General features: G+C 50.7%; 25 protein-coding genes. 18 read left to right on the forward strand and 7 right to left on the reverse strand.

Annotated elements, in window-relative coordinates; all coding sequences use genetic code 11:
* Positions 1-5 precede the first annotated feature (5 nt).
* The 4 genes from FVB43_RS10055 to FVB43_RS10070 form a co-directional block, all read right to left on the reverse strand.
* Entirely contained in the window at positions 6-413 is a 408-nt protein-coding gene (locus FVB43_RS10055; protein WP_167863892.1) for a hypothetical protein, read from the reverse strand.
* A 1,528-nt stretch (positions 414-1,941) separates the two neighbouring features.
* Positions 1,942-2,760 carry a DUF3037 domain-containing protein gene (locus tag FVB43_RS10060; protein WP_167863893.1) on the reverse strand — a complete coding sequence of 273 codons (819 nt, stop codon included), beginning with the start codon at positions 2,758-2,760 and terminating at the stop codon, positions 1,942-1,944.
* Positions 2,757-3,497, reverse strand: coding sequence for a HipA family kinase (locus FVB43_RS10065; RefSeq protein WP_167863894.1), 741 nt, complete (start codon positions 3,495-3,497; stop codon positions 2,757-2,759). The genes FVB43_RS10060 and FVB43_RS10065 overlap by 4 nt, the downstream gene beginning before the upstream one ends.
* A 145-nt stretch (positions 3,498-3,642) precedes the next feature.
* Positions 3,643-4,353: a LexA family protein gene (locus FVB43_RS10070; RefSeq protein ID WP_167863895.1), complete on the reverse strand. Its 711-nt coding sequence runs from the start codon at positions 4,351-4,353 to the stop codon at positions 3,643-3,645.
* 107 nt (positions 4,354-4,460) lie between these two features.
* Here FVB43_RS10070 and FVB43_RS10075 point away from each other — a divergent pair, with 107 nt between their 5' ends.
* The 9 genes from FVB43_RS10075 to FVB43_RS10115 all read left to right on the forward strand — a co-directional run bounded on the left by FVB43_RS10075 (position 4,461) and on the right by FVB43_RS10115 (position 9,260).
* Entirely contained in the window at positions 4,461-4,658 is a 198-nt protein-coding gene (locus FVB43_RS10075; protein ID WP_167863896.1) for a Cro/CI family transcriptional regulator, read from the forward strand.
* Between the two features lie 59 nt (positions 4,659-4,717).
* The gene (locus FVB43_RS10080; protein ID WP_167863897.1) at positions 4,718-5,041 is read left to right on the forward strand and encodes a hypothetical protein; all 324 of its coding nucleotides are present in this window, start codon (positions 4,718-4,720) and stop codon (positions 5,039-5,041) included.
* Positions 5,034-5,228 (forward strand): DUF4222 domain-containing protein, encoded by a 195-nt coding sequence (locus FVB43_RS10085; protein ID WP_167863898.1) that lies wholly within the window; start codon positions 5,034-5,036, stop codon positions 5,226-5,228. Before FVB43_RS10080 ends, FVB43_RS10085 begins: the two co-directional genes overlap by 8 nt.
* A complete protein-coding gene (locus FVB43_RS10090) occupies positions 5,218-5,436 on the forward strand; it encodes a hypothetical protein (protein WP_167863899.1) in 219 nt (72 codons plus the stop codon). The genes FVB43_RS10085 and FVB43_RS10090 overlap by 11 nt, the downstream gene beginning before the upstream one ends.
* Positions 5,429-6,478: a replication protein gene (locus tag FVB43_RS24780; protein WP_167863900.1), complete on the forward strand. Its 1,050-nt coding sequence runs from the start codon at positions 5,429-5,431 to the stop codon at positions 6,476-6,478. Before FVB43_RS10090 ends, FVB43_RS24780 begins: the two co-directional genes overlap by 8 nt.
* Complete coding sequence (locus FVB43_RS10100; RefSeq protein WP_167863901.1) at positions 6,475-7,857, forward strand: replicative DNA helicase; 1,383 nt, start codon at positions 6,475-6,477, stop codon at positions 7,855-7,857. The genes FVB43_RS24780 and FVB43_RS10100 overlap by 4 nt, the downstream gene beginning before the upstream one ends.
* Positions 7,857-8,213, forward strand: a complete 357-nt coding sequence (locus tag FVB43_RS10105) for a RusA family crossover junction endodeoxyribonuclease (RefSeq protein WP_167863902.1) — start codon at positions 7,857-7,859, stop codon at positions 8,211-8,213. The genes FVB43_RS10100 and FVB43_RS10105 overlap by 1 nt, the downstream gene beginning before the upstream one ends.
* A gap of 9 nt (positions 8,214-8,222) precedes the next feature.
* Positions 8,223-8,363 (forward strand): LexA family protein, encoded by a 141-nt coding sequence (locus tag FVB43_RS24860; protein ID WP_167863903.1) that lies wholly within the window; start codon positions 8,223-8,225, stop codon positions 8,361-8,363.
* 135 nt (positions 8,364-8,498) lie between these two features.
* Entirely contained in the window at positions 8,499-9,260 is a 762-nt protein-coding gene (locus tag FVB43_RS10115; protein ID WP_167863904.1) for an antitermination protein Q, read from the forward strand.
* A 137-nt stretch (positions 9,261-9,397) separates the two neighbouring features.
* On the opposite strand, the gene FVB43_RS10120 is transcribed toward FVB43_RS10115, so the two are convergent.
* Positions 9,398-9,952 carry a DUF6037 family protein gene (locus FVB43_RS10120; protein WP_133844960.1) on the reverse strand — a complete coding sequence of 185 codons (555 nt, stop codon included), beginning with the start codon at positions 9,950-9,952 and terminating at the stop codon, positions 9,398-9,400.
* Positions 9,953-10,233: 281 nt separating this feature from the next.
* Between FVB43_RS10120 and FVB43_RS10125 the strand changes: the two genes are divergently transcribed.
* From FVB43_RS10125 to FVB43_RS10135, 3 genes are read left to right on the forward strand one after another with little or no spacing between them, the layout of a single operon-like run.
* On the forward strand, positions 10,234-10,449 hold the full coding sequence (locus FVB43_RS10125) for a class II holin family protein (RefSeq protein ID WP_167863905.1): 216 nt from the start codon (positions 10,234-10,236) through the stop codon (positions 10,447-10,449).
* A 5-nt stretch (positions 10,450-10,454) separates the two neighbouring features.
* Positions 10,455-10,934, forward strand: a complete 480-nt coding sequence (locus tag FVB43_RS10130) for a lysozyme (RefSeq protein ID WP_167864000.1) — start codon at positions 10,455-10,457, stop codon at positions 10,932-10,934.
* Complete coding sequence (locus tag FVB43_RS10135; RefSeq protein WP_167863906.1) at positions 10,931-11,383, forward strand: lysis protein; 453 nt, start codon at positions 10,931-10,933, stop codon at positions 11,381-11,383. The genes FVB43_RS10130 and FVB43_RS10135 overlap by 4 nt, the downstream gene beginning before the upstream one ends.
* Here FVB43_RS10135 and FVB43_RS10140 read toward each other — a convergent pair.
* Positions 11,376-11,807, reverse strand: coding sequence for a hypothetical protein (locus tag FVB43_RS10140; protein ID WP_167863907.1), 432 nt, complete (start codon positions 11,805-11,807; stop codon positions 11,376-11,378). The genes FVB43_RS10135 and FVB43_RS10140 overlap by 8 nt on opposite strands.
* A gap of 173 nt (positions 11,808-11,980) precedes the next feature.
* Between FVB43_RS10140 and FVB43_RS10145 the strand changes: the two genes are divergently transcribed.
* Positions 11,981-12,184, forward strand: a complete 204-nt coding sequence (locus tag FVB43_RS10145; protein ID WP_167863908.1) for a hypothetical protein — start codon at positions 11,981-11,983, stop codon at positions 12,182-12,184.
* A gap of 99 nt (positions 12,185-12,283) precedes the next feature.
* On the opposite strand, the gene FVB43_RS10150 is transcribed toward FVB43_RS10145, so the two are convergent.
* Positions 12,284-12,568 (reverse strand): hypothetical protein, encoded by a 285-nt coding sequence (locus FVB43_RS10150; RefSeq protein WP_167863909.1) that lies wholly within the window; start codon positions 12,566-12,568, stop codon positions 12,284-12,286.
* Positions 12,569-12,735: 167 nt separating this feature from the next.
* On the opposite strand from FVB43_RS10150, the gene FVB43_RS10155 reads away from it, so the two are divergent.
* The 5 genes from FVB43_RS10155 (at position 12,736) to FVB43_RS10175 (ending at position 18,398) form a co-directional block, all read left to right on the forward strand.
* Complete coding sequence (locus tag FVB43_RS10155) at positions 12,736-13,752, forward strand: terminase small subunit (protein WP_167863910.1); 1,017 nt, start codon at positions 12,736-12,738, stop codon at positions 13,750-13,752.
* The gene (locus FVB43_RS10160; protein WP_242462132.1) at positions 13,691-15,037 is read left to right on the forward strand and encodes a terminase large subunit; all 1,347 of its coding nucleotides are present in this window, start codon (positions 13,691-13,693) and stop codon (positions 15,035-15,037) included. The genes FVB43_RS10155 and FVB43_RS10160 overlap by 62 nt, the downstream gene beginning before the upstream one ends.
* Before the next feature lie 3 nt (positions 15,038-15,040).
* Entirely contained in the window at positions 15,041-16,459 is a 1,419-nt protein-coding gene (locus tag FVB43_RS10165; RefSeq protein ID WP_167863911.1) for a DUF4055 domain-containing protein, read from the forward strand.
* Entirely contained in the window at positions 16,431-17,516 is a 1,086-nt protein-coding gene (locus FVB43_RS10170; protein WP_167863912.1) for a structural protein, read from the forward strand. Before FVB43_RS10165 ends, FVB43_RS10170 begins: the two co-directional genes overlap by 29 nt.
* A 129-nt stretch (positions 17,517-17,645) precedes the next feature.
* Positions 17,646-18,398 carry a DUF6651 domain-containing protein gene (locus tag FVB43_RS10175; RefSeq protein ID WP_167863913.1) on the forward strand — a complete coding sequence of 251 codons (753 nt, stop codon included), beginning with the start codon at positions 17,646-17,648 and terminating at the stop codon, positions 18,396-18,398.
* The last annotated feature ends 37 nt before the right edge of the window (positions 18,399-18,435 follow it).

An 18,435-nucleotide genomic window follows, 5' to 3' on the forward strand; every position in this document is an offset into this window, starting at 1 on the left:
CGGTTTCATGATGCTTTCCTCATTGTGAGGCGCGTTCTCGTTTGTGACGGCACGCGAATGGTCTGCTGATAGCGCTTCGCACATTCAGTGTCAGCGCAGAATTCATGTGGTTCGGCCCGGTCCCAGAATTCGATCAGCTTTTTTCTGATGTCGCCTGGTTGCCGGAACTTGCCGCAGTATTTGCACATCACCGCATCGATAAATTCGGTACCGCATTGCAGAACCGTTGATTCGCAGTGAGTCTGCTCGTTGCCTTCCGGATCGAGATAGTCAACGAACGTTGTCTCGTCGCCCTTATAATCCGGTCGGATGCTGCAGTTACTGAAGGTGACCAGCTGGCTGCCCAACCGGATCGGGGTGCCCGGCGGCAACTCAGCCAGGCGTTGAGTGGTCAGTTTTGGAATGGCTTGCACGGACACCTCCGTTAGTTAAATGAATGGCAGCACAACCATCGCCAGTACCAGAGACACGCCAGCGAGGAAGGCAAGCACAAGGCAAATTTCCATAGGGTTCTCCAGTGAGAGGCGAAAAAAAGCCCCCGAGGCGGGGGCAAAGGCTACACAGCAATGGATGGGATTGTGCCTGCCGGAATCGAACCGGCCCCAGTCGGGATCAGCGCTGGTCATACCCATGCGACACAACGAGGAGAGCACTGACGGGACTGTCGGACTGTGTAAGCTGCGCCAGCTTGATCACCGACAATGCTCTTTTCGTTGTGTACCAAGGCTATGTCTGGCTTCTGCTTTTAAGTTGTGGCTGGCAAAATCTATCCTTATGCATGGCGAAGCCAACTAAGGTTAATAGACTTTATGTGAAGTTTATTCAGTTTTACTTAAGTGTTGGATTTGTGTGGTTTAATCTTTCTTTTATTTCTGAGGATTAAGGATGAAATGCTACAACATTCCGCTCAAAGGCAATCAGTACTACTACAATGGCCTTAGGGCTAATCTCTTAACTTTTTGTACATCTCTAATTGGGGTGGCTATTTACTCCTTAGTAAAATCATGGCCTGATGGCATATTTTCAAATAGGGCTGCGTGGATAGCTATATTTGGTCTGTTAGTGCTTGCTTTGCTCATTTTTATTTACAGCAAATTCTTACCAAATCGTTTCTACGTTTTTAATTCAGGAAAAACACCAAGTTATAACAAGTGCGTGGCAACTTTTTGGTTTGCTTCTTTACAGTTGTCAACTGGTGTGTTCTGTTCATTTTTCTTTGATTTTATGTTTTCCCCTCTTACAACTCGACTTTTTATAACAGTGATAATTTTTTTGATTATCTATGGAGTTGGCATGAATGAATTCGCAAAAAATGCAGTGCGAAGGGCTACTCTCAGACATAGAGAATGATGACGAATAAAACACAATGGAACATCAAAGGAACTACGCCCCACCATCGGGGCGCTTCAATTTGCACAGCAGCCCGTCGTGGTTACGGGTTCCCCTTCGCGAACTATCACCCGCAGATGACTCGCCCGCCTGCCTGGTATCCTTACCGGCGCTATTTCATTTTGCCGGGAGCGTTGGCCGCTTCTGGCTGCTGTGAAAACCGAGTTGTTAAAGAGCGGGTCAGCGTTCTGCGGTGGGCTGCGTAGTGCTATTGGGTTTAACAATACTAGCGGTATTAATTAATATCAATACTTGAGGTATTAAAAAAATACTAAAGATATTAATCCGCTGATTTGATTAGCTATTTATTTTTCACTGCGCCAAGCGCTGTTACGTTTGGTTGGATGAAACTTAATCAGAAATGACTAAGGATGCTTCATGAAAAGAGGAAAAGCGGCTTTTATCGCTATAGAGATTGGCGGTGCAGTGGTCGGCTTGATAGTACAGGGTAAATATCGATGGAGGTGCTGACCAGCTACACGTTGGTTAGGGGAGACAGTTAATGTTGGAATTCAGGCACAACGATCCCGGCGCGATGGCCGGGTCAGGTAGTTATAGAGATTGTCTTGCAAATTTTACTATTGAATTTTCATCTTCGTGCTCAACGTGATTTATTCCAAGAGAAGTAAATGTCCTTCTAATCTCTTGTATTGCTTTAGTTTCTAATGAATTTGGTCTATATGGAGGGTCTATAGTAAATAGCACATTTGATAAATTTAATACTTGTTCACTGGCTGCACGTAAAACCTTCGCAGCCCAAGAATCACAGTGCTCCATCATCTTCTCGGGTTTGTCCTGTGTGAAGGCTAACGGTTTGATGGCGCAAATGACTTGTCCATCTTTTTTAGCTACAAACGGAATGCTAAAACGCGTCAATTCACCGCCTAGTGTCTCTTTTTTAAGGACATGTTTTAGGTCGCTGTAGTATGAAAGTCTGTTGCGTAGCTCGCGAGTAAGTATAATTTCCCGTGATTCTTTCGTTACATCAGAGTGGTTTACAAACTTATTGAAAATATTAATTGCAGTAGCATCAGGGTCTGTCGCCATAATCACCCTTGCAGAGCTGAAGTTTATGACAGATTCCTTTTTAGCAATCAGGTAGTTAAAGAAATTAGCTAGTTTATCAGGCGCGATGATGCCTGCTGCTTGGTCTTGAGCAAACTTCAGTTCTCTTGCGATAGCATCTTTTGCAAAAGGGAAGATGGTGTCATCTTTGAAGAAATTTTTAACCCTATTATTATTGCTATTCGTTAGGTAAAAACAAAATTTGTTCATTTTTGGCGCACACAAGACTACACCCACATTAGCGAATTCTTCGGTTTCCGCGTAAGGTGCATACCTGACTATGCTGTATAGGCATGGTGTAGTCATATGATATTGCTCCAAAATTCGTGATCTTGACATTTTTCCAGACGGCTTTTAATAGAAAGGAAAAAATCATAGTTTTGCTCGAGGTTATCGGCAAGCCAACTGCGAGGAATTCCTTCAATGATATCGTCAATATTTCTCAAAGCATGTGTTGCTAAAACCTGCAGTTCATCATAGTCAACGAGGTCGTATCGCCACATCCTTCTTGAAGGAGAATATACATGTACATCGTATTCTTCCTCAGTAGCAGATTGATCGAAAGCAAGGTTGTGGTCAATCAGGTAATGCCTATTGTTAACAGAATCGAAAATGATGTTTACATTACCGCCGAACTCCGTAAGTGATCTGTCTGTGTTAAGTATCCATTTATCAAAGAAGAATATTTTTTTTTGGTCGGAAATGTTGACTGAGTTACGGGCTTGCTGAAGGTTAATTGTTGATGTCCCTTCAATGTAAACTGTTGCGAAGGCTAATCCAGGGTAGATCTGTCCTTGCAGGTCGGGCATGAATTCGATTATCTCTTCACCTACATCAACGATGCAATAATCAGGTATTGAAAGCCCTAAAGCACCCGCAAGAGAAGCACACATCCATTCTGCAGCTAACTCAGAGCTGCGCAACTTAGGCCTGCTTTTAACTATGTATTGCTTGCCGTCATCACAAGTACAAAGAAATGGCTGAGTAAACCCGTCATTCATCCTTCGAGTGTACGCTGTCACGCTTAAGATCTGGTCAGGCATTGACGGTTTTTTCCTTGATGAACGTCATCTTGTTTACGAGCACTCATAGAGCATGTATAGAGTTTTTTTAAAACATCAGCAACCACAACGAAAACTTCAGGCCGTATCTCTGCTACCTCGCCCGAACGCTTTCCAAACCACCGGGCTAGACCAGCCGCATCTTCGTTTCCACACCAACACCGATAATTTTGCAATTACCGTTGATAGGTATCATGGGCCACTGTGGGTTGAGCCCTTTAAGGTACTTTTGGTTGCCATCAATGATCAGCCGTTTGAATGTTGCCTCGTTCGAGTCTGACAGTTTGGCAATGACCAGGCTGTTGTTGATCGCGTCTCTGCCGGTATCGAAAAGAACGAAGGTACCTTCCGGAATGCTTAGGCCTGCCGGAGCAGTCATTGAGTCACCTTCGACCTCAAGCCAGAAGGCATCACCTTGGATATGGGCGTCGGACTCCAGCCACAGGTCGATATCTTTGAGCGAGTAGACCTCACATGCTTCAGCCCAAGCACCCGCCTGGACTTTGCTTAATACTGGATACCTCGAACCGGGAGCATACTCCTTCACAAAAGATACATTCGGCTCTGCTGAGGAAGCATAGGCTGCGGCTTCACGTGCCAGTAAAGGGCTAAAGTCTGCTATCGAAACTCCCAGTTTATGAGCAAATGCTGAAGCAACAGAAACGTTAAGGGCATTTCTGCCGTTAAGGTAATGGCCGACCGCACCTTGGGTTATATCTAACAGGTCTGCGAGTTGTTGCTGCGTTACACCAAGACTTTTCTTCTTCGACTCATACAACGCTTTTAGTCGCTTTGCATCTTCGAACTGTTCAGGTGTAAGTGATTTTTTCTTTTCCATGCCTCGATTCTAATACCTGAGTTATTAAATAATGAAATACCGCAAGTATTGAATATTTTAATACTTAGGGTATTATTGCTCCATCGGTACACAACTGGAGATCACCGATGGAAAAAATACCACTTGGCGAGTACGTAAGAGAGAACGGTCAAGCCCATGCAGCAGATGTAATTGGTGTGCATCAAACGGCCATTAGCAAGGCTGTCCGTGTGGGCCGACAGATTTTCATTACCCGTTTGCCAGATGGGCGAGTGGCAGCAGAAGAGATACGGCCATTTCCCACACCTAAGCACCCAAAAAATTGAAGTACGGTGCAAGTGACGATCACTTGCCACTTTAAGCTGTTTAAGAAGGGAAATTATCAATGGAATCAGTAGCAACAAGTTGCAATTCAGTTCGAGTGACTTGCAAACCGGAAGCGTTAGAGAGTTTTTTTCACAAAGAAGCGATTAGCCGTGGCAACAAACCACTGGCGCTTGATATGGGAATACACCCTTCAGGCCTCAGCCGTAAAAAGGTCAGTCTTGTTGGTCTGGCTTGCAAATTAATCCATGAGCTTGGCTTGCCTGCGGGGTGCGTTGCGGCGCCTGGTTGCGAACAAAACGTGGTGATCACCGGGGAAGAGGCGAGAAAGCTGCTGTCGATGCTTGAGCACATCCGCACCCCAGTTGGAGGAACTGGTGGATGAAGATCGCTTCGCCGAAACAGACCAGCTTTGGCGCGATAAGCGCGGAACTGTCGTTCGTGTCATCAGTTACGACCGTCAGGAGCGTCGGGTCATCTTCATGCGGCCAGATTATGCGCATGCGTGCTTTGTGCCGAAATGGCTATTTGAAAAGTTTTTCAGGAAGTACGAAGAGAAAGGTGAAGGCTGAACAGCGCCAACTGAACAGCCGGGTACTGCAGTGCTCATCAAAAGCGAGGTTAATTATGCGTCAGAAAACCAAGCCAGCGCAACCACAAAATACTGTACATAAAGACATGGCCCGGGATCAGCTTGCCCGAGGATTTACTCCTGAAGCAGTCAACCGGCTGCGTCAGCTTCTCGAGCAGAACAAACTCGCGAGGGAAGGGCATGAGTAACACCGCCGAGATCATCAATTTCCGCGCTCGTACTGAGCACGAGGAGCAGCGCGTGGCTGATACCGACGATGGCTATGCCAGGCTGGCTAACATGCTGCTGGAGGAGTATGCAGGCGCGGATCTGACTAAGCGCCAGTTCAAGGTGCTGCTGGCTGTCCTGCGGCTGACCTACGGGTGGAATAAAAAAATTGACCGTATCAGCGATTCGCAGATTTCGGAGATTGCTCGCCTGCCGGTTAAGCGCTGCAATGAAGCCAAGTTGCAATTGGTTGAAATGAATATTCTTATCCAGCGTGGCCGCCAGTTTGGTCCAAACAAAAACGTCTCTGAATGGCGAATCCCTCAAAACGAGGGATTATCCCTCAATTCAGGGGATAAAAACTCCCTCAAATTAGGGGAGCGCTATCCCTCAAAACAGGGGGACACCAAAGACATTATTCCTAAGACAGTAAAAACAGATCCCCCTAAAGCCCCCAAGGGGGAATTTTCGGAAGAGGTAATCTCACAGGCAAAACAGGTCCTGGAGTATTACAACGAACTCACAGGGAGCACCTGCCGCTCTGCAGAAGCCTTTGCCGTTTTACTGACAGGACGTTCCGCCCGGGCCGCCTACACAGTGGACGATCTGAAGCTGGTGGTGCGCTGGGTTGTGCTGACATGGAAACGCCGTGGCGCAACCACAGTGGCCAAGCCATCGAACATCTGCCGGGTTAACCGCTTTGACGGGTATCTGGCTGACGCATCCGCCTGGTTGGATACCTACGTTGAGATTGACTGTGCAGCTGTGGTCGATGCTTACAACGAACTGGCTGGCGAACGCATGCCTCCAGCAGAACTGGACAGCGACCGGGAAGTGATGATCCGCGAGTTCGTCACGCACATGAGCAAGAAAACCGTGGAAGCCTTCCGCGCGTATTTCTCTGCGTTCCTGGCCGAGGCCCGCCCGTATTACTTCGGTGAAAGCCCGTCTGGCTGGCGCGCTAACTTCGATTACCTGATGAAGCCTGACACGCTGCGTAAAGTACGGGAGGGTTCACTGTGAGCGACCTGTATCTCGAAGCCAGCGTGATCGGCAGCCTGCTGCACGCAGGGCTTACACCGGATGCCAGCGATGTGCTGAATACCCTTGACCCGAAAGCGTTTACCCATCCGTTCTACGTGAAACTGTACGTTGAGATTAAGCGCCAGGCTACGCAGCGCAAGATGATTGATGCGCTGCTTGTGGCTAATGCCATGGGTGACGCCCCGGGGGTGTTTGCTGATGTGATGGAAACTGTGAAAACCATGCCCAGCGCAGCAAACCTCAGAGGGTATGCGAAAAGTCTGAATGAGAAGTTTGTGATCCGCAGCTTCGCCCGTCTGATGGAAACCAGTTACGACAGCATTACCGGGGCTAACAACCATGAGCAGGCTATGGAGAACATCCAGTCGTTTACCAGCCAGGTGATGGCGCTGGGTCGACCCGTTGACGAAGTGATGCCAGTGCACATCGACACACTGCTGGACTCCTACGCCGATGTATTGGAGCGCCGGGTAACCAACGGCGAGGAATCCGACACACTCAAGACCGGGATCGCCGAACTGGACGAGATCACCGGCGGTATGAACGACGAGGACTTTGTTGTGGTGGCTGCTCGGCCCGGCATGGGTAAAACCGAGTTCGCACTGAAAGTCGCCGAGGGTGTTGCCTCGAGTGAGCGCGTGATGGGCGATCACAAGGTTCGTCGCGGAGTGCTGATTTTCACTATGGAAATGAGCAACCAGCAGGTTATTGAGCGCCAGATCGCCGGTGCATCCAATATGCCGGTATCCAGCCTGCGTAAACCATCGCGGATGGATGATGTTGACTGGGGCCGGATCTCTATGGGCATCAAGCGCCTGATGGGCCTTGATGTCTGGATGGTGGATGCGGCAAACCTGACTATTGAGCAGATCCGTTCTATCGCAGAACGACACAAGCGCCTGTTCCCTGGACTGTCCCTGATTCTGGTCGACTACCTCGGTCTGATTAAAAAGCCCCGAGCTGAACGAAATGACCTGGCGATCGCTGTTATCTCCGGCGGTCTGAAGACCATGGCTAAAGAGCTGAAAACGCCGGTGCTTTCGCTCAGTCAGTTATCGAGAGAAGTGGAGAAGCGCCCGAACAAGCGGCCGGTGAATGCGGATCTGCGCGACGGTGGCAGCATTGAACAGGACGCTGACAGCATCATCATGCTCTACCGGGATGCCGTCTATAACGAGAACAGCCCGGCAGCCAAATTCGCCGAAATTATCGTTACAAAAAACCGTTTTGGCGAACTGGGGACCGTTTACCAGGAATTCCGCAATGGTCACTTCCACGAAACTAACCAGGACGAGGCCCGGCACATCTGCACCGAGAAAGTCGCCGCCAGTCGTAGTCCGGCCAGGAGAGATTTTTGATGCAGGTTTACGATATCTGCCCGCTGCCGAAGCCACGCATGACGCAGCGCGATCGCTGGGCAAAGCGGCCAGCAGTTCTCCGGTACCGCGCATTCTGCGATGAAGTGCGCCTGCGCGGGGTAACGCTTCCCGTCTGTTGCTCGCACGTCACGTTCGTGATGCCCATGCCGCCCAGCTGGAGTAAGAAAAAGCGCGCGGCACACGCTGGCCAGCCGCACCAGCAGAAACCGGACGCCGACAATCTGCTCAAAGCGTTGATGGACGCCATCTATCACGACGACTGTGCCGTGTGGGATGTGCGCGTTACGAAGCTGTGGGGCGAAGCCGGCAGCATCCAAATTACCGAAACAGCCTGAGGAGGCCGTATGCCAGAACTGACCGAGATCCAAAAAAACGTCTGTCGCTTCATCAGGGATTACTCAGCGGAGAACGGCTACGCGCCATCCAGGCAGGACATGTGCGACCACTTCGGCTGGACGCAGAGGCCCATATCAAAGCGCTCATGAACAAAGGCGCCATATCAAATAAGCCCCGCAAGCCGCGCACGCTCAATGTGCTGATCGACGTTTGACCGCAGTGAAGCCGTGACAGCAGTAGAGCCAGATAAGAAAAACAGATCGAAACGATAAGGGGAAACAACAGTGAGAATCGAAGCCGTGTTAAAACATTTCAGCGCAAAAAGCCTGATGATCACCGACATCCCCGGCGCGACCGCATCGGACAGTTTGAGCGGTACCGACGTCATGGCCGCAATTGGCATGTGCCATGCGTCCGCCAGTTTCGGTATGAGCGCTTACCTCGGTAAAGCGGGCATCAGCCAGCACGATCGGGAAGATGCCGCCAAAGCACTGGCGCTGTATGCCCGTAAAACCGCCCCTGCGCTTCTCAGTAAGGCCGCTGGCAGAAAAATGGGCCAGTGCATGATAGTGCTGGCTAAATTCGCCTACGACGATTACGCGCGTTCTGCTGCTGATACGACTAATTGCCCTGATTGCCGTGGGCGCGGTGTCACGAATACGCTGGCCAATGTCATGACGCATCCGGGGTGTGGATCAACGCCAGCAAACCATCAGTTGCAACTGGTGGAAAACACCTGTGTGACATGTCACGGAAAAGGAAAGCTGTCAGCGCGCTGCCGCTGTGGTGGTACCGGGCGGGTTCGTGACATCGAGAAATCAAAGCTGGTGGGCGCTCCGGTTGAGAAGGACTGCGACCGTTGCGGCGGCCTGGGTTTCAAGCGGCAGCCATCCACACTGGCGTTTACCGTGATACGGCACCTGGTCCCTGACCTGAACGAACGCACGTGGCGCCGCAACTGGAAACCGTTCTATGAAAAGCTGATCACTAAATGCGAAATGGAAGAGAGTTGTGCAGGGGATGAGTTCCAGAAAATTACCCGCTGATGAACAAATTACTATTGCATTTTGTCCGAAATTGGATAAATATCTCTCCCATCGTGGGATTTTAATGCTCACAGATAATTAAACGAATTCGAAGGCTCCGCATATGCGGGGCCTTTTTGCTTTACAGGGCTTCGATACTAACTTTCTGCTCTACTAACTGCCGTCCAGCAGCTGCTTATATTCCTTTCTTGGCATGTATTAGCTATCTCTGCGCCGAAGGCAGTGCGTGTTTTTTCAATATTATCATTGGTCACATGACCTCCTTTTTCGCCGTTATTTCTCCAGTGACTAAAAAACAGCTTCTCGTTTCCATTATCAATAGCAGCTCGGATAGCTGTCTGTCTGGCCGGCTGTTTTGATGGGATAGTTTCTGGGATGCTGTTTGAAAAGCTAGTGAAGAAATCTGACGTTTTGAATCGGTTGGCAGGGTCAGGCGTGACCCCCAGGGCATCCAAAAGATCCTTGTAAGCTGATTCTGGTCGGATGGCCGTGCCAATTTCAAATCCAGGTTGAACATTCACAATGAAAGCGCACTTGTGCCCAATTGCGCCGAACAAAAGTTGGAATGGCTTCCTATCTATCAGAAAAAGGATATCAAACACGGTCTTGTTATGTTGATATTGAAATCGAGAGCTAGTTATCTTTTTGGACATCATGTCCTTGTACAGCTCTTTAAGCTTAGATAAATACATTAGGGATCCTTATTTTTTAGGTTCATTAATGACCATAACTCTAAATTACTACGATTTAAAGTGCTGATACATAAGATGTAAATTAGCAATGATTCAAAACCATCTTTGATCTGTATCACGCGACCATAATCGATACGATCCCCAAGACACCTTTAACGATTGGCACGCTTCTGGGAGTCGCTGTTCTTTAGGCATTAGAAAATTCAAAGGCTCACTTCGGTGGGCTTTTTTTAATTCCTTTCCCACCCACACACGGCACCACGGCAAAGCCGGAGGTGAATATGTATCGAATGGACAAACTAACAACGGGCATTGCCTACGGAGCGTCAGCGGGTAGTTCAGGCTTCTGGGCATTACAGCTCCTCGATAGAGTCAGCCCGTCACAGTGGGCGGCGATCGGGGTGCTTGGTAGCTTGGTATTTGGTCTGCTGACGTTCCTCGCGAATCTCTATTTCAAAATCAAAGAAGACAGGCGTAAAGCCGCAAGGGGTCAGTAATGGCATTGTCACCACAACTGAAGAAAAGCATTGCCGGGGCTGTGAGTGGCGGTGCTCTGGCTATTGCAGCTGTGCTTGTCCCTTCGCTGGAGGGGAAAGAGAACAAGCCCTATCAGGATGTCGTTGGTGTATGGACGGTCTGCTACGGCCACACTGGCCCCGACATAATCAAAACAAAGACGTATACAGACGCGGAATGCCAGGCGCTACTGAATAAAGACCTGGTGCCGTTCGCCCGTTCGGTTGAGCGCTCCGTGAAAGTCCCTGCCACTGAATACCAGAAGGCCGCGCTAATCTCATTCAGCTACAACGTTGGCGATACCGCGTTCGAGCGTTCGTCTCTGCTACGCAAGCTTAATGCTGGGGACTACACCGGGGCGTGTGACGGCCTGCGCCAGTGGATTTATGCAGGCGGCAAGCAGTGGAAAGGTCTGATGAATCGACGCGAGATTGAGCGGGAAGTCTGCATGTGGGGCCAGAAATGAACGTAAAAGGCTGGCTGGTTATCGCTGTAGGGTTTCTTCTGTCGGTCATCATCATCTTGGTTCTTCAGTCGCAACTAACAAAGCAGAAAGCTCGCGCCGAGACAGCCGAGTCACTGTCGAAACAGCGTCAGGAAGCTATCACTGACATGCAGACGCGCCAGCGTGATGTAGCCGCACTCGACGCCCAATACACGAAGGAGTTAGCAGATGCCCAAGCCAGTATTGACCAGCTTCACTCTGATGTTGTTGCTGGTCGTAAGCGGTTGCAGCTCAACGCCACCTGCCAGAAACAATCCACCACCGGCACCGCCAGCATGGATGATGCAGCCCGCGCCGGACTTACTGACGCCGCTGAACGGGATTATTTCACCCTCAGAGACAGAATCGAAACCAGCGGAAAGATGATCGCCGGATTGCAACAGTACATTAGAGAGCAGTGTATTAAATGATACGATTATCGTCATAAAAGGTAATAAAGCTTCGCTTTAACCTAATGCGAATAGTTCCTCTTTTTATATACTCTAGAGTGCCTAGGATAGTAGGAACCCCAAGGGATAGATACTTACCCCCTAAAGCTTTCCATTCAACTAACTTACTGGATAGATAGATTTCTGATACAGGATGATATCTGGTTAAAAACCGAAGTTCGTATATGGCAGCGATTTGGATTTCAACATAGGGATTTGTATGCTTTCCTTCATCAGTGTCGTGTTGAATTTTCCTCATTACATCATGAAAACGTTTAAACTGAGCCTCTTGGTTCTCTCTTCTGCGGTTAAACAAATACTGAAAAATCCCCCAGAGAAAAGCAAGAGAGGCTCCCATAATTGGCAGTATCGCAATATACTTGGTTAAAATATCTATAGCTGACATCAAGTCGATTTCCAAATTTATACCGAATACGCACTTTATCGGCGTGGAGACTGAAACCATTAGTCATTTTCGTAAAGAAGATTGATCACGGGCAAGAAGTTACTTATAAAATTCCTTTATCGAGACTTATGAAGGTGGCAATGTATAGCCTCCAATTATGAAAGGAGGTTGTGATGTTAGATAATTATTTTACCCCAAGCGAAGGCGTTGAAAAGAAACAGAGACTACTGGCTGTCCAAGCTGCGCTTGAAATAGCAAAGGCTTCGGTTGGTAGCTCCGAAGGATCAACTTTTTCAAGAGTTGATGATGATTTGAATCATGTAGCTAAAGTAGTGTCAGATTTAGCCGATGCCATTCAGGCCTCATTGGGTAAGTAATCAAACATGAATGTTAGCTGAGCCACCTCCGGTCGGTTTTTTATTGTTCTGAACTTGCGTAATGAAAAAAAAGGGTGATGCTATCACCCTTTAATTCAATCACTTAAAGTCATTGTGGCTGTTTTCAATTGTGATTTTGGTAGTATGTTCTACATCACCAAATGGGCCTTGGGTAATGCGATGTTCAATGTTAGTCACATTCGAGTAGTCGCCTGATGTGTTGCAGATTGATTCTCTATCCTCTCCCCTCAAATCCTGCACATTGATTGAGTCTCCGAGGCTTATAGCACCAAATGGTGTATGTGACCTTAACTCAAGCAAAGCTGTGTTTTCTTCTCGACTGAAAACTACCAGTCGGTATGTATTTGGGTTCAAATTGCTCATACGTAATCCTGTGTGTGAAATAAAGTCCTGATTGGCTGCGCAAAAACTAACGCAGCCTTACGATATATGGTCCTTGAAAAAATTATGTCAAGGGTTTTGCATGGTTATTGCCATCACAATGCCTAGCGTGCCGGGCATCGTAATGGCTCTAAACAAAGAGATATCACATGGCAAAACCGGACTGGGGGGCCATTCAGAAAGAGTTCCTCGCCGATCACGCCATATCAGGAATATCACCGAAGGAGTGGTGCGAGGCGCGGGGTTACAACTACTCCACGGCCCGCCGCTACATCAAGCACCCTTCTGCGCAAAATGCGCAAACCACTGCGCAAGAGAAAGTGCGCAGTGCGCAGTCAAAGCGCAGCGCAAAACAACTCGTTGCTAATGACAACCTGAACGATCAGCAGCGTCGGTTCGTTGCCGAGTACCTCAAAGATAACAACGCCACTCAGGCCGCTATCCGCGCCGGGTACAGCGTTGCGTCTGCCGGGCAGCTTGGATATCAGTTGCTTCAAAAACCTTCAATAATCGACGCCATCACTGAGCAGCAGACTGCGCAGATGTCCCGCGTGCTGATTTCGGCGGATACCGTTCTTGCGCAGATGTGGCAACTGGCCACCTTCGATGCTAACGACCTGTCGCAATACCGCCGTGGATGCTGCCGGTACTGCTGGGGCTTCGGCCATAACTACCAGTGGCGCGATATGGTCGAGTTTGACGAAAAGCAGGATGAAGCCACTGAACGTGATAAGCCTGGCCCGAAGGATGTAGGCGGATACGGCTACGACGCAACGAAGCCCGCTAATCCCGAATGCCCTCGCTGCAATGGCGAGGGGCTGGGCCGTCCGTATATTCAGGACACACGCGAACTGCCGCCGATTGCTCGCCTCGCTTACTCCGGTACGAAGGTCGGAAAAAACGGCATTGAGCTGGCCAGCATAAGCCGGGAACGGATGTTCGAAGCGGTGGCGAAGCGGCTCGGCCTGGCGGATACCGAATTCACGCAGAAATTGCAGCAGATCGAGATTGAGAACCGGCGGCTGGAGCTGGAGCGGAAGCAGCTCGAGGTTGATCAGCTCCGTCGTGAACTGGCGCGCTCCGGTAAGCCGGACGGGCTTGAGGATGATTATCAACTGCAGAGCCTTAACCCTGATGAACCACTCCCGGACAACCCAATTCTCTGAAGGCTCAGTAAGCCTCACGCCGAAACAGGCAAACATCTATGCGTGGGGCTGGCAGCGATCTGCACGTTTTCGGGATGCTGTCTGCGGACGGCGTTTTGGCAAAACCTTCCTAGGTAAAGCTGAGATACGCCGCGCTGCACGTCTGGCCGTGAAATGGCAGGTCAGCGTTGAGGATGAAATCTGGTACTGCGCCCCGACGCAGAAGCAGGCAAAACGTGTGTTCTGGAGGCGGTTAAAGCAGGCGATCCCCGCTCACTGGCGCGCAACCAAGCCGAATGAGACTGAGCTGTCTATAACGTTGCGTAGCGGGCATATCATTCGCTGCGTTGGACTGAACAACTATGACGATCTGCGTGGGTCAGGTCTGTTCTTTGTGCTGGTGGATGAATGGGCGGACTGCCCATATGCAGCATGGGAGGAGGTTATCCGCCCGATGCTGTCAACATGCCGTTATGTCGTCAATGGCGTGCTCTACATCGGCGGGCATGCGCTGCGGATCGGCACACCCAAAGGCTTCAATCATTGCTATGACACCTATCTTGCCGGGCAGGATGGCAGGGAGCCAGACCATCGCAGCTGGAGTTATACATCTGTTGATGGCGGCAATGTTCCAGAGGAGGAACTGGAGTCTGCCCGGCGAAAAATGGATCCGCGCACTTTTCGCCAGGAGTATGAAGCCAGTTTCGAAAACTATCAGGGGGTTGTTTACTACTGTTTTGACCGCCGCCAGAACCACACCGACGAAAGCCTACGCCAAAATGACGCGCTGCACATCGGTATGGACTTTAACGTCAGCAAGATGGCCGCCGTTGTTTACGTCATGCGCGAAGGGTTGCCATGCGCAGTTGATGAGTTGATGGAGGTGTTCGACACGCCAGCGATGATCACCAAACTGCAGGAACGTTTCGTTGGGCATAAAATCGCGATATATCCTGATGCCTCTGGCGATAACAGAAAATCAAGCAATGCCAGTGAGTCAGATATAGCACTTCTCAAAGCCGCTGGTTTTACGGTGAACGTGAATCCAACCAACCCAGCAGTGAAAGACAGGGTGAATGCGATGAACGGCATGCTTTGCAATACATACGGTGAACGGCGCATGCGCGTTAACACCCATAAATGCCCCAAGTATACGCACTGCCTTGAGCGTCAGATTTATAACGATGCTGGAGAACCTGACAAGAAGGGAGGCTTTGACCACGGAAATGACGCCGGCGGTTATCCAATCGCATACCTTTTCCCAGTCAAGAAGCCGCAGGGCAAATCAACTCCACTACGGATGTAAACCATGCCAGATATCTCAACACCCAATCTCGATTACGGGAACATGCTGCAGGCGTGGGACATCAATGATGCCCTCATGGGCGGCACGCTTTACATGCGCACGCTGGGCGAGGCGTATTTGCCTAAATGGCCGAACGAAGATCCGGAAGCGTATAAGCACCGCCTCAGTGTCGCCACCCTGCTGCCTGGCTACGAAGAGACAATCTGCCAGAACATTGGCCGTGTATTCGCTGAACCGTTGAAACTGAGTGATGACACTCCCGATCAACTGGTGACCATCACCACCAATTTCGATATGGCCGGTAACCGGCTTGACGTTTGGGCGCAGGAGCTATTCCGCATTGCTTCACAGTATGGACTGGCTCATGCGTTGGTGGATTATCCGCGTGTTGACCGGGAGAACACCCGCACGAAGGCACAGGAGAAGGCCAGCGGTGCACGCCCTTATGCAACTTTGATAAATCCCCGTCAGGTCATCGGCTGGGAATCAGAAGTGCAGAATGGGCGAGTGGTACTTACTGAGCTGCGTATCAAAGAGGTGGTTGTAGAAAAAGCGGAGCAGTTCGGGCAGACGAAAGTCGAGCAGATCCGCTATATGACGCCGGGCAAAGTCCAGATTTACCGGAAATCGACCGTGGGTGATGGCGCGATCGCCTGGGCCTTGCATGAAGAGTGGGAAACATCACGGCAGGACATCACGCTGGTTACGCTTTACACCAAGCGTACCGGGTTTATGTGCGGCTCACCACCATTGCTCAATCTGGCAATGCTCAATATCAAACACTGGCAGAGCCAGAGTGAGCAGGACAACATTCTGCACGTTGCCCGTGTGCCGATCCTGAGTGTTTATGGGCTTGCAGAAGGGCAGGAACTGACAATCGGATCATCCAGCGCGATCCGCTTTGATGACAGACAACGACAGGGTGTCGAATACACCGAACACACTGGCTCTGCTGTTGGTGCTGGTAAAACCTCGCTGGAAGACCTCGAACAGCAAATGCGCATGGCTGGAGCCAAGCTGCTGCGCTCGGAGAACACCTCAACCAAGTCTGTCGATCAGACCAATGAGGAGCGCATGCAGGAGCACTCACCGCTCTATACCATGGCGAATTCGCTCGAGGATGCGCTCGACAACATCATGCAGATCATGGCCGAGTGGCTTGGCCTGGCTGAGGGCGGCAATGTCGATGTGCGCACGGAGCTGGAAGCGGCAGAGCAGACTATCAATGCACCAGCGGCGCTGGCAATCCAGTCATTGCGCCAAAGTGGTGACATTCGCCGGGTGGATGCGGTTCGCGGCCTGCAAAGCCTGAGAATCATCGATCCGGACGCAAAGCCGGAAAGCATTATCGACGAGTTAATCAACCAGGCACCTGACCTGATCGGTGGCAATAATGGCAACGGTAAACAACCGACTGAGTGATGAAAGCATTGCGCATGCATTGTTTGTCAGCCGGTACGGCACTGGCGCTGCCCGGCGAATGGTCAAAACTCTCAATGAGAGCGATGCAGAGCTGACAGCGCGGCTGCTGGTGGCAATGGATAGCCTCGGACGAGATGGCTTCACAGTGAACCGTCTTGAGAGCCTGCTGGGAAGTGTTAGAGAGGTAAATCATACGGCGGTGCAGGGCGCATTCGGCACGCTGGCAGACGAGTTACTGGCGTTCGCTTCGCATGAGGTTGGCTACCAGCATGACCTGTTCAATGAGCTGCTGCCTCATGCAGTGCTGCGTCATTATCCACTGGCCGCAATCACACCAGATATGGCATACGTAGCGGCGATGTCCAGGCCGTTCCAGGGGCGCCTGCTGAAAGAGTGGGCGGAGAATCTGGAAACTGACCGACTCAAACGTATCAGCAACACGGTCCGCTCGGGCTATCTGGCTGGCGATACGACCGAACAGATAGCCAGAAAGGTTCGCGGTACCGTAACCAATAATTTTCAGGACGGCTCGCTGCAAATGAGCCGGGCTAACGCTACCAGCATCACCAAAACAGCGGTGAGCCATGTTGCGGCGGTAGCGCGTGACAGCTTTGCAGAGGCAAACAGCGACATTCTCGACTGTAAGCAGTGGCTATCAACGCTGGATAATAAGACAACGCCAACCTGTATCATCCGCGACCGTAAGAAGTACACGCTGGACGGCAAGCCCGTGGGACACAAAATCGCTTACCTGCAAGGCCCCGGGCGTATCCACTTCTGCTGCCGTTCCACTGAAACGCTGGTGACGAAGTCCTGGAGTGAACTGGGTATCGACAGTGGCGAAATGGATGCAGGCACCAGGGCATCAATGGACGGGCAGGTACCAGAGGATACGACCTATCTGGAGTGGCTGGCACGTCAGTCACCAGACAGGCAGGACCAGGTGCTGGGCGTTGAACGGGGGCGCATGTTCCGAGATGGTGAGTTGCAACTCGGCGACATGTTCACCGATAAGGGCGAGTGGCTTACGCTGGCCCAACTCAAAAAAATGTCATAACCGCAAATAAATCATCTTTTATCAGGCTGCCCCCGGGTGGCCTTTTTTTATGCCTGCCGTTTAGCGGATGCAACGCGGCGCCGGGGTGGATGCCCCCTTAAACAGTGGCCGGAAGGCCTGGAGAACACCATGAAATTGAAACTTGATGCTAACGGTCATGTGGTAGTTGAAAACGGCATGCCGGTATATGTCCATGACGACGGCAAAGAAATCGCCTTCGACGCCGCACAGGCCGTCAGCAAGATTAGCGCGCTTAATGGTGAGGCAAAGACTCACCGTGAAGGCAAAGAAGCTGCTGAGGCCAGCCTGGCTAAGTTCGCCAACATTAGCGACCCAACCAAAGCACTCGAGGCGCTGGAAATGATGACCAAAATCGACCAGAAGAAGCTGATCGACGCTGGCGCCGTTGACCAGGTTAAAGCCGAAATCACCAAATCATTCCAGACCCAGCTGGACGAAGCGAATGGCAAAAACCAGAAGCTCGAGCAGCAGTTGTACGGCGAAATGATTGGTGGCCGTTTCGGTGGCTCCAAGTTCATCCAGGAGAAGATGGCGATCCCCGCTGACTTCGTTCAATCACGCTTTGGCAACTCCTTCAAAATCGAAGATGGCAAGGTCGTGGCCTACGACGGCACCGGCAATAAAGTGTATTCCCGCGCCAAACCGGGGGAGCTGGCCGAATTCGACGAGGCGCTGGAATTCCTGGTCGAGCAGTATCCGCAGAAAGACCACATCCTGAAAGCCTCCGGCAACTCAGGCGGTGGTTCTCAGCAGTCCCAGCATCAGGCTGGACAGAAAACACTTAAGCGCTCTGCGTTCGATTCGCTGGATCTGGCAGGCAAGCAGAACGCGCTCAAAGAAGGCACCACCATCATTGACTAACCCCTTTTGCCGTAGCTCGGAAGAGACGCGGTGCCAG

Source organism: Erwinia rhapontici (genome assembly GCF_012271765.1).
Classification (GTDB): Bacteria; Pseudomonadota; Gammaproteobacteria; order Enterobacterales; family Enterobacteriaceae; genus Erwinia; species Erwinia rhapontici.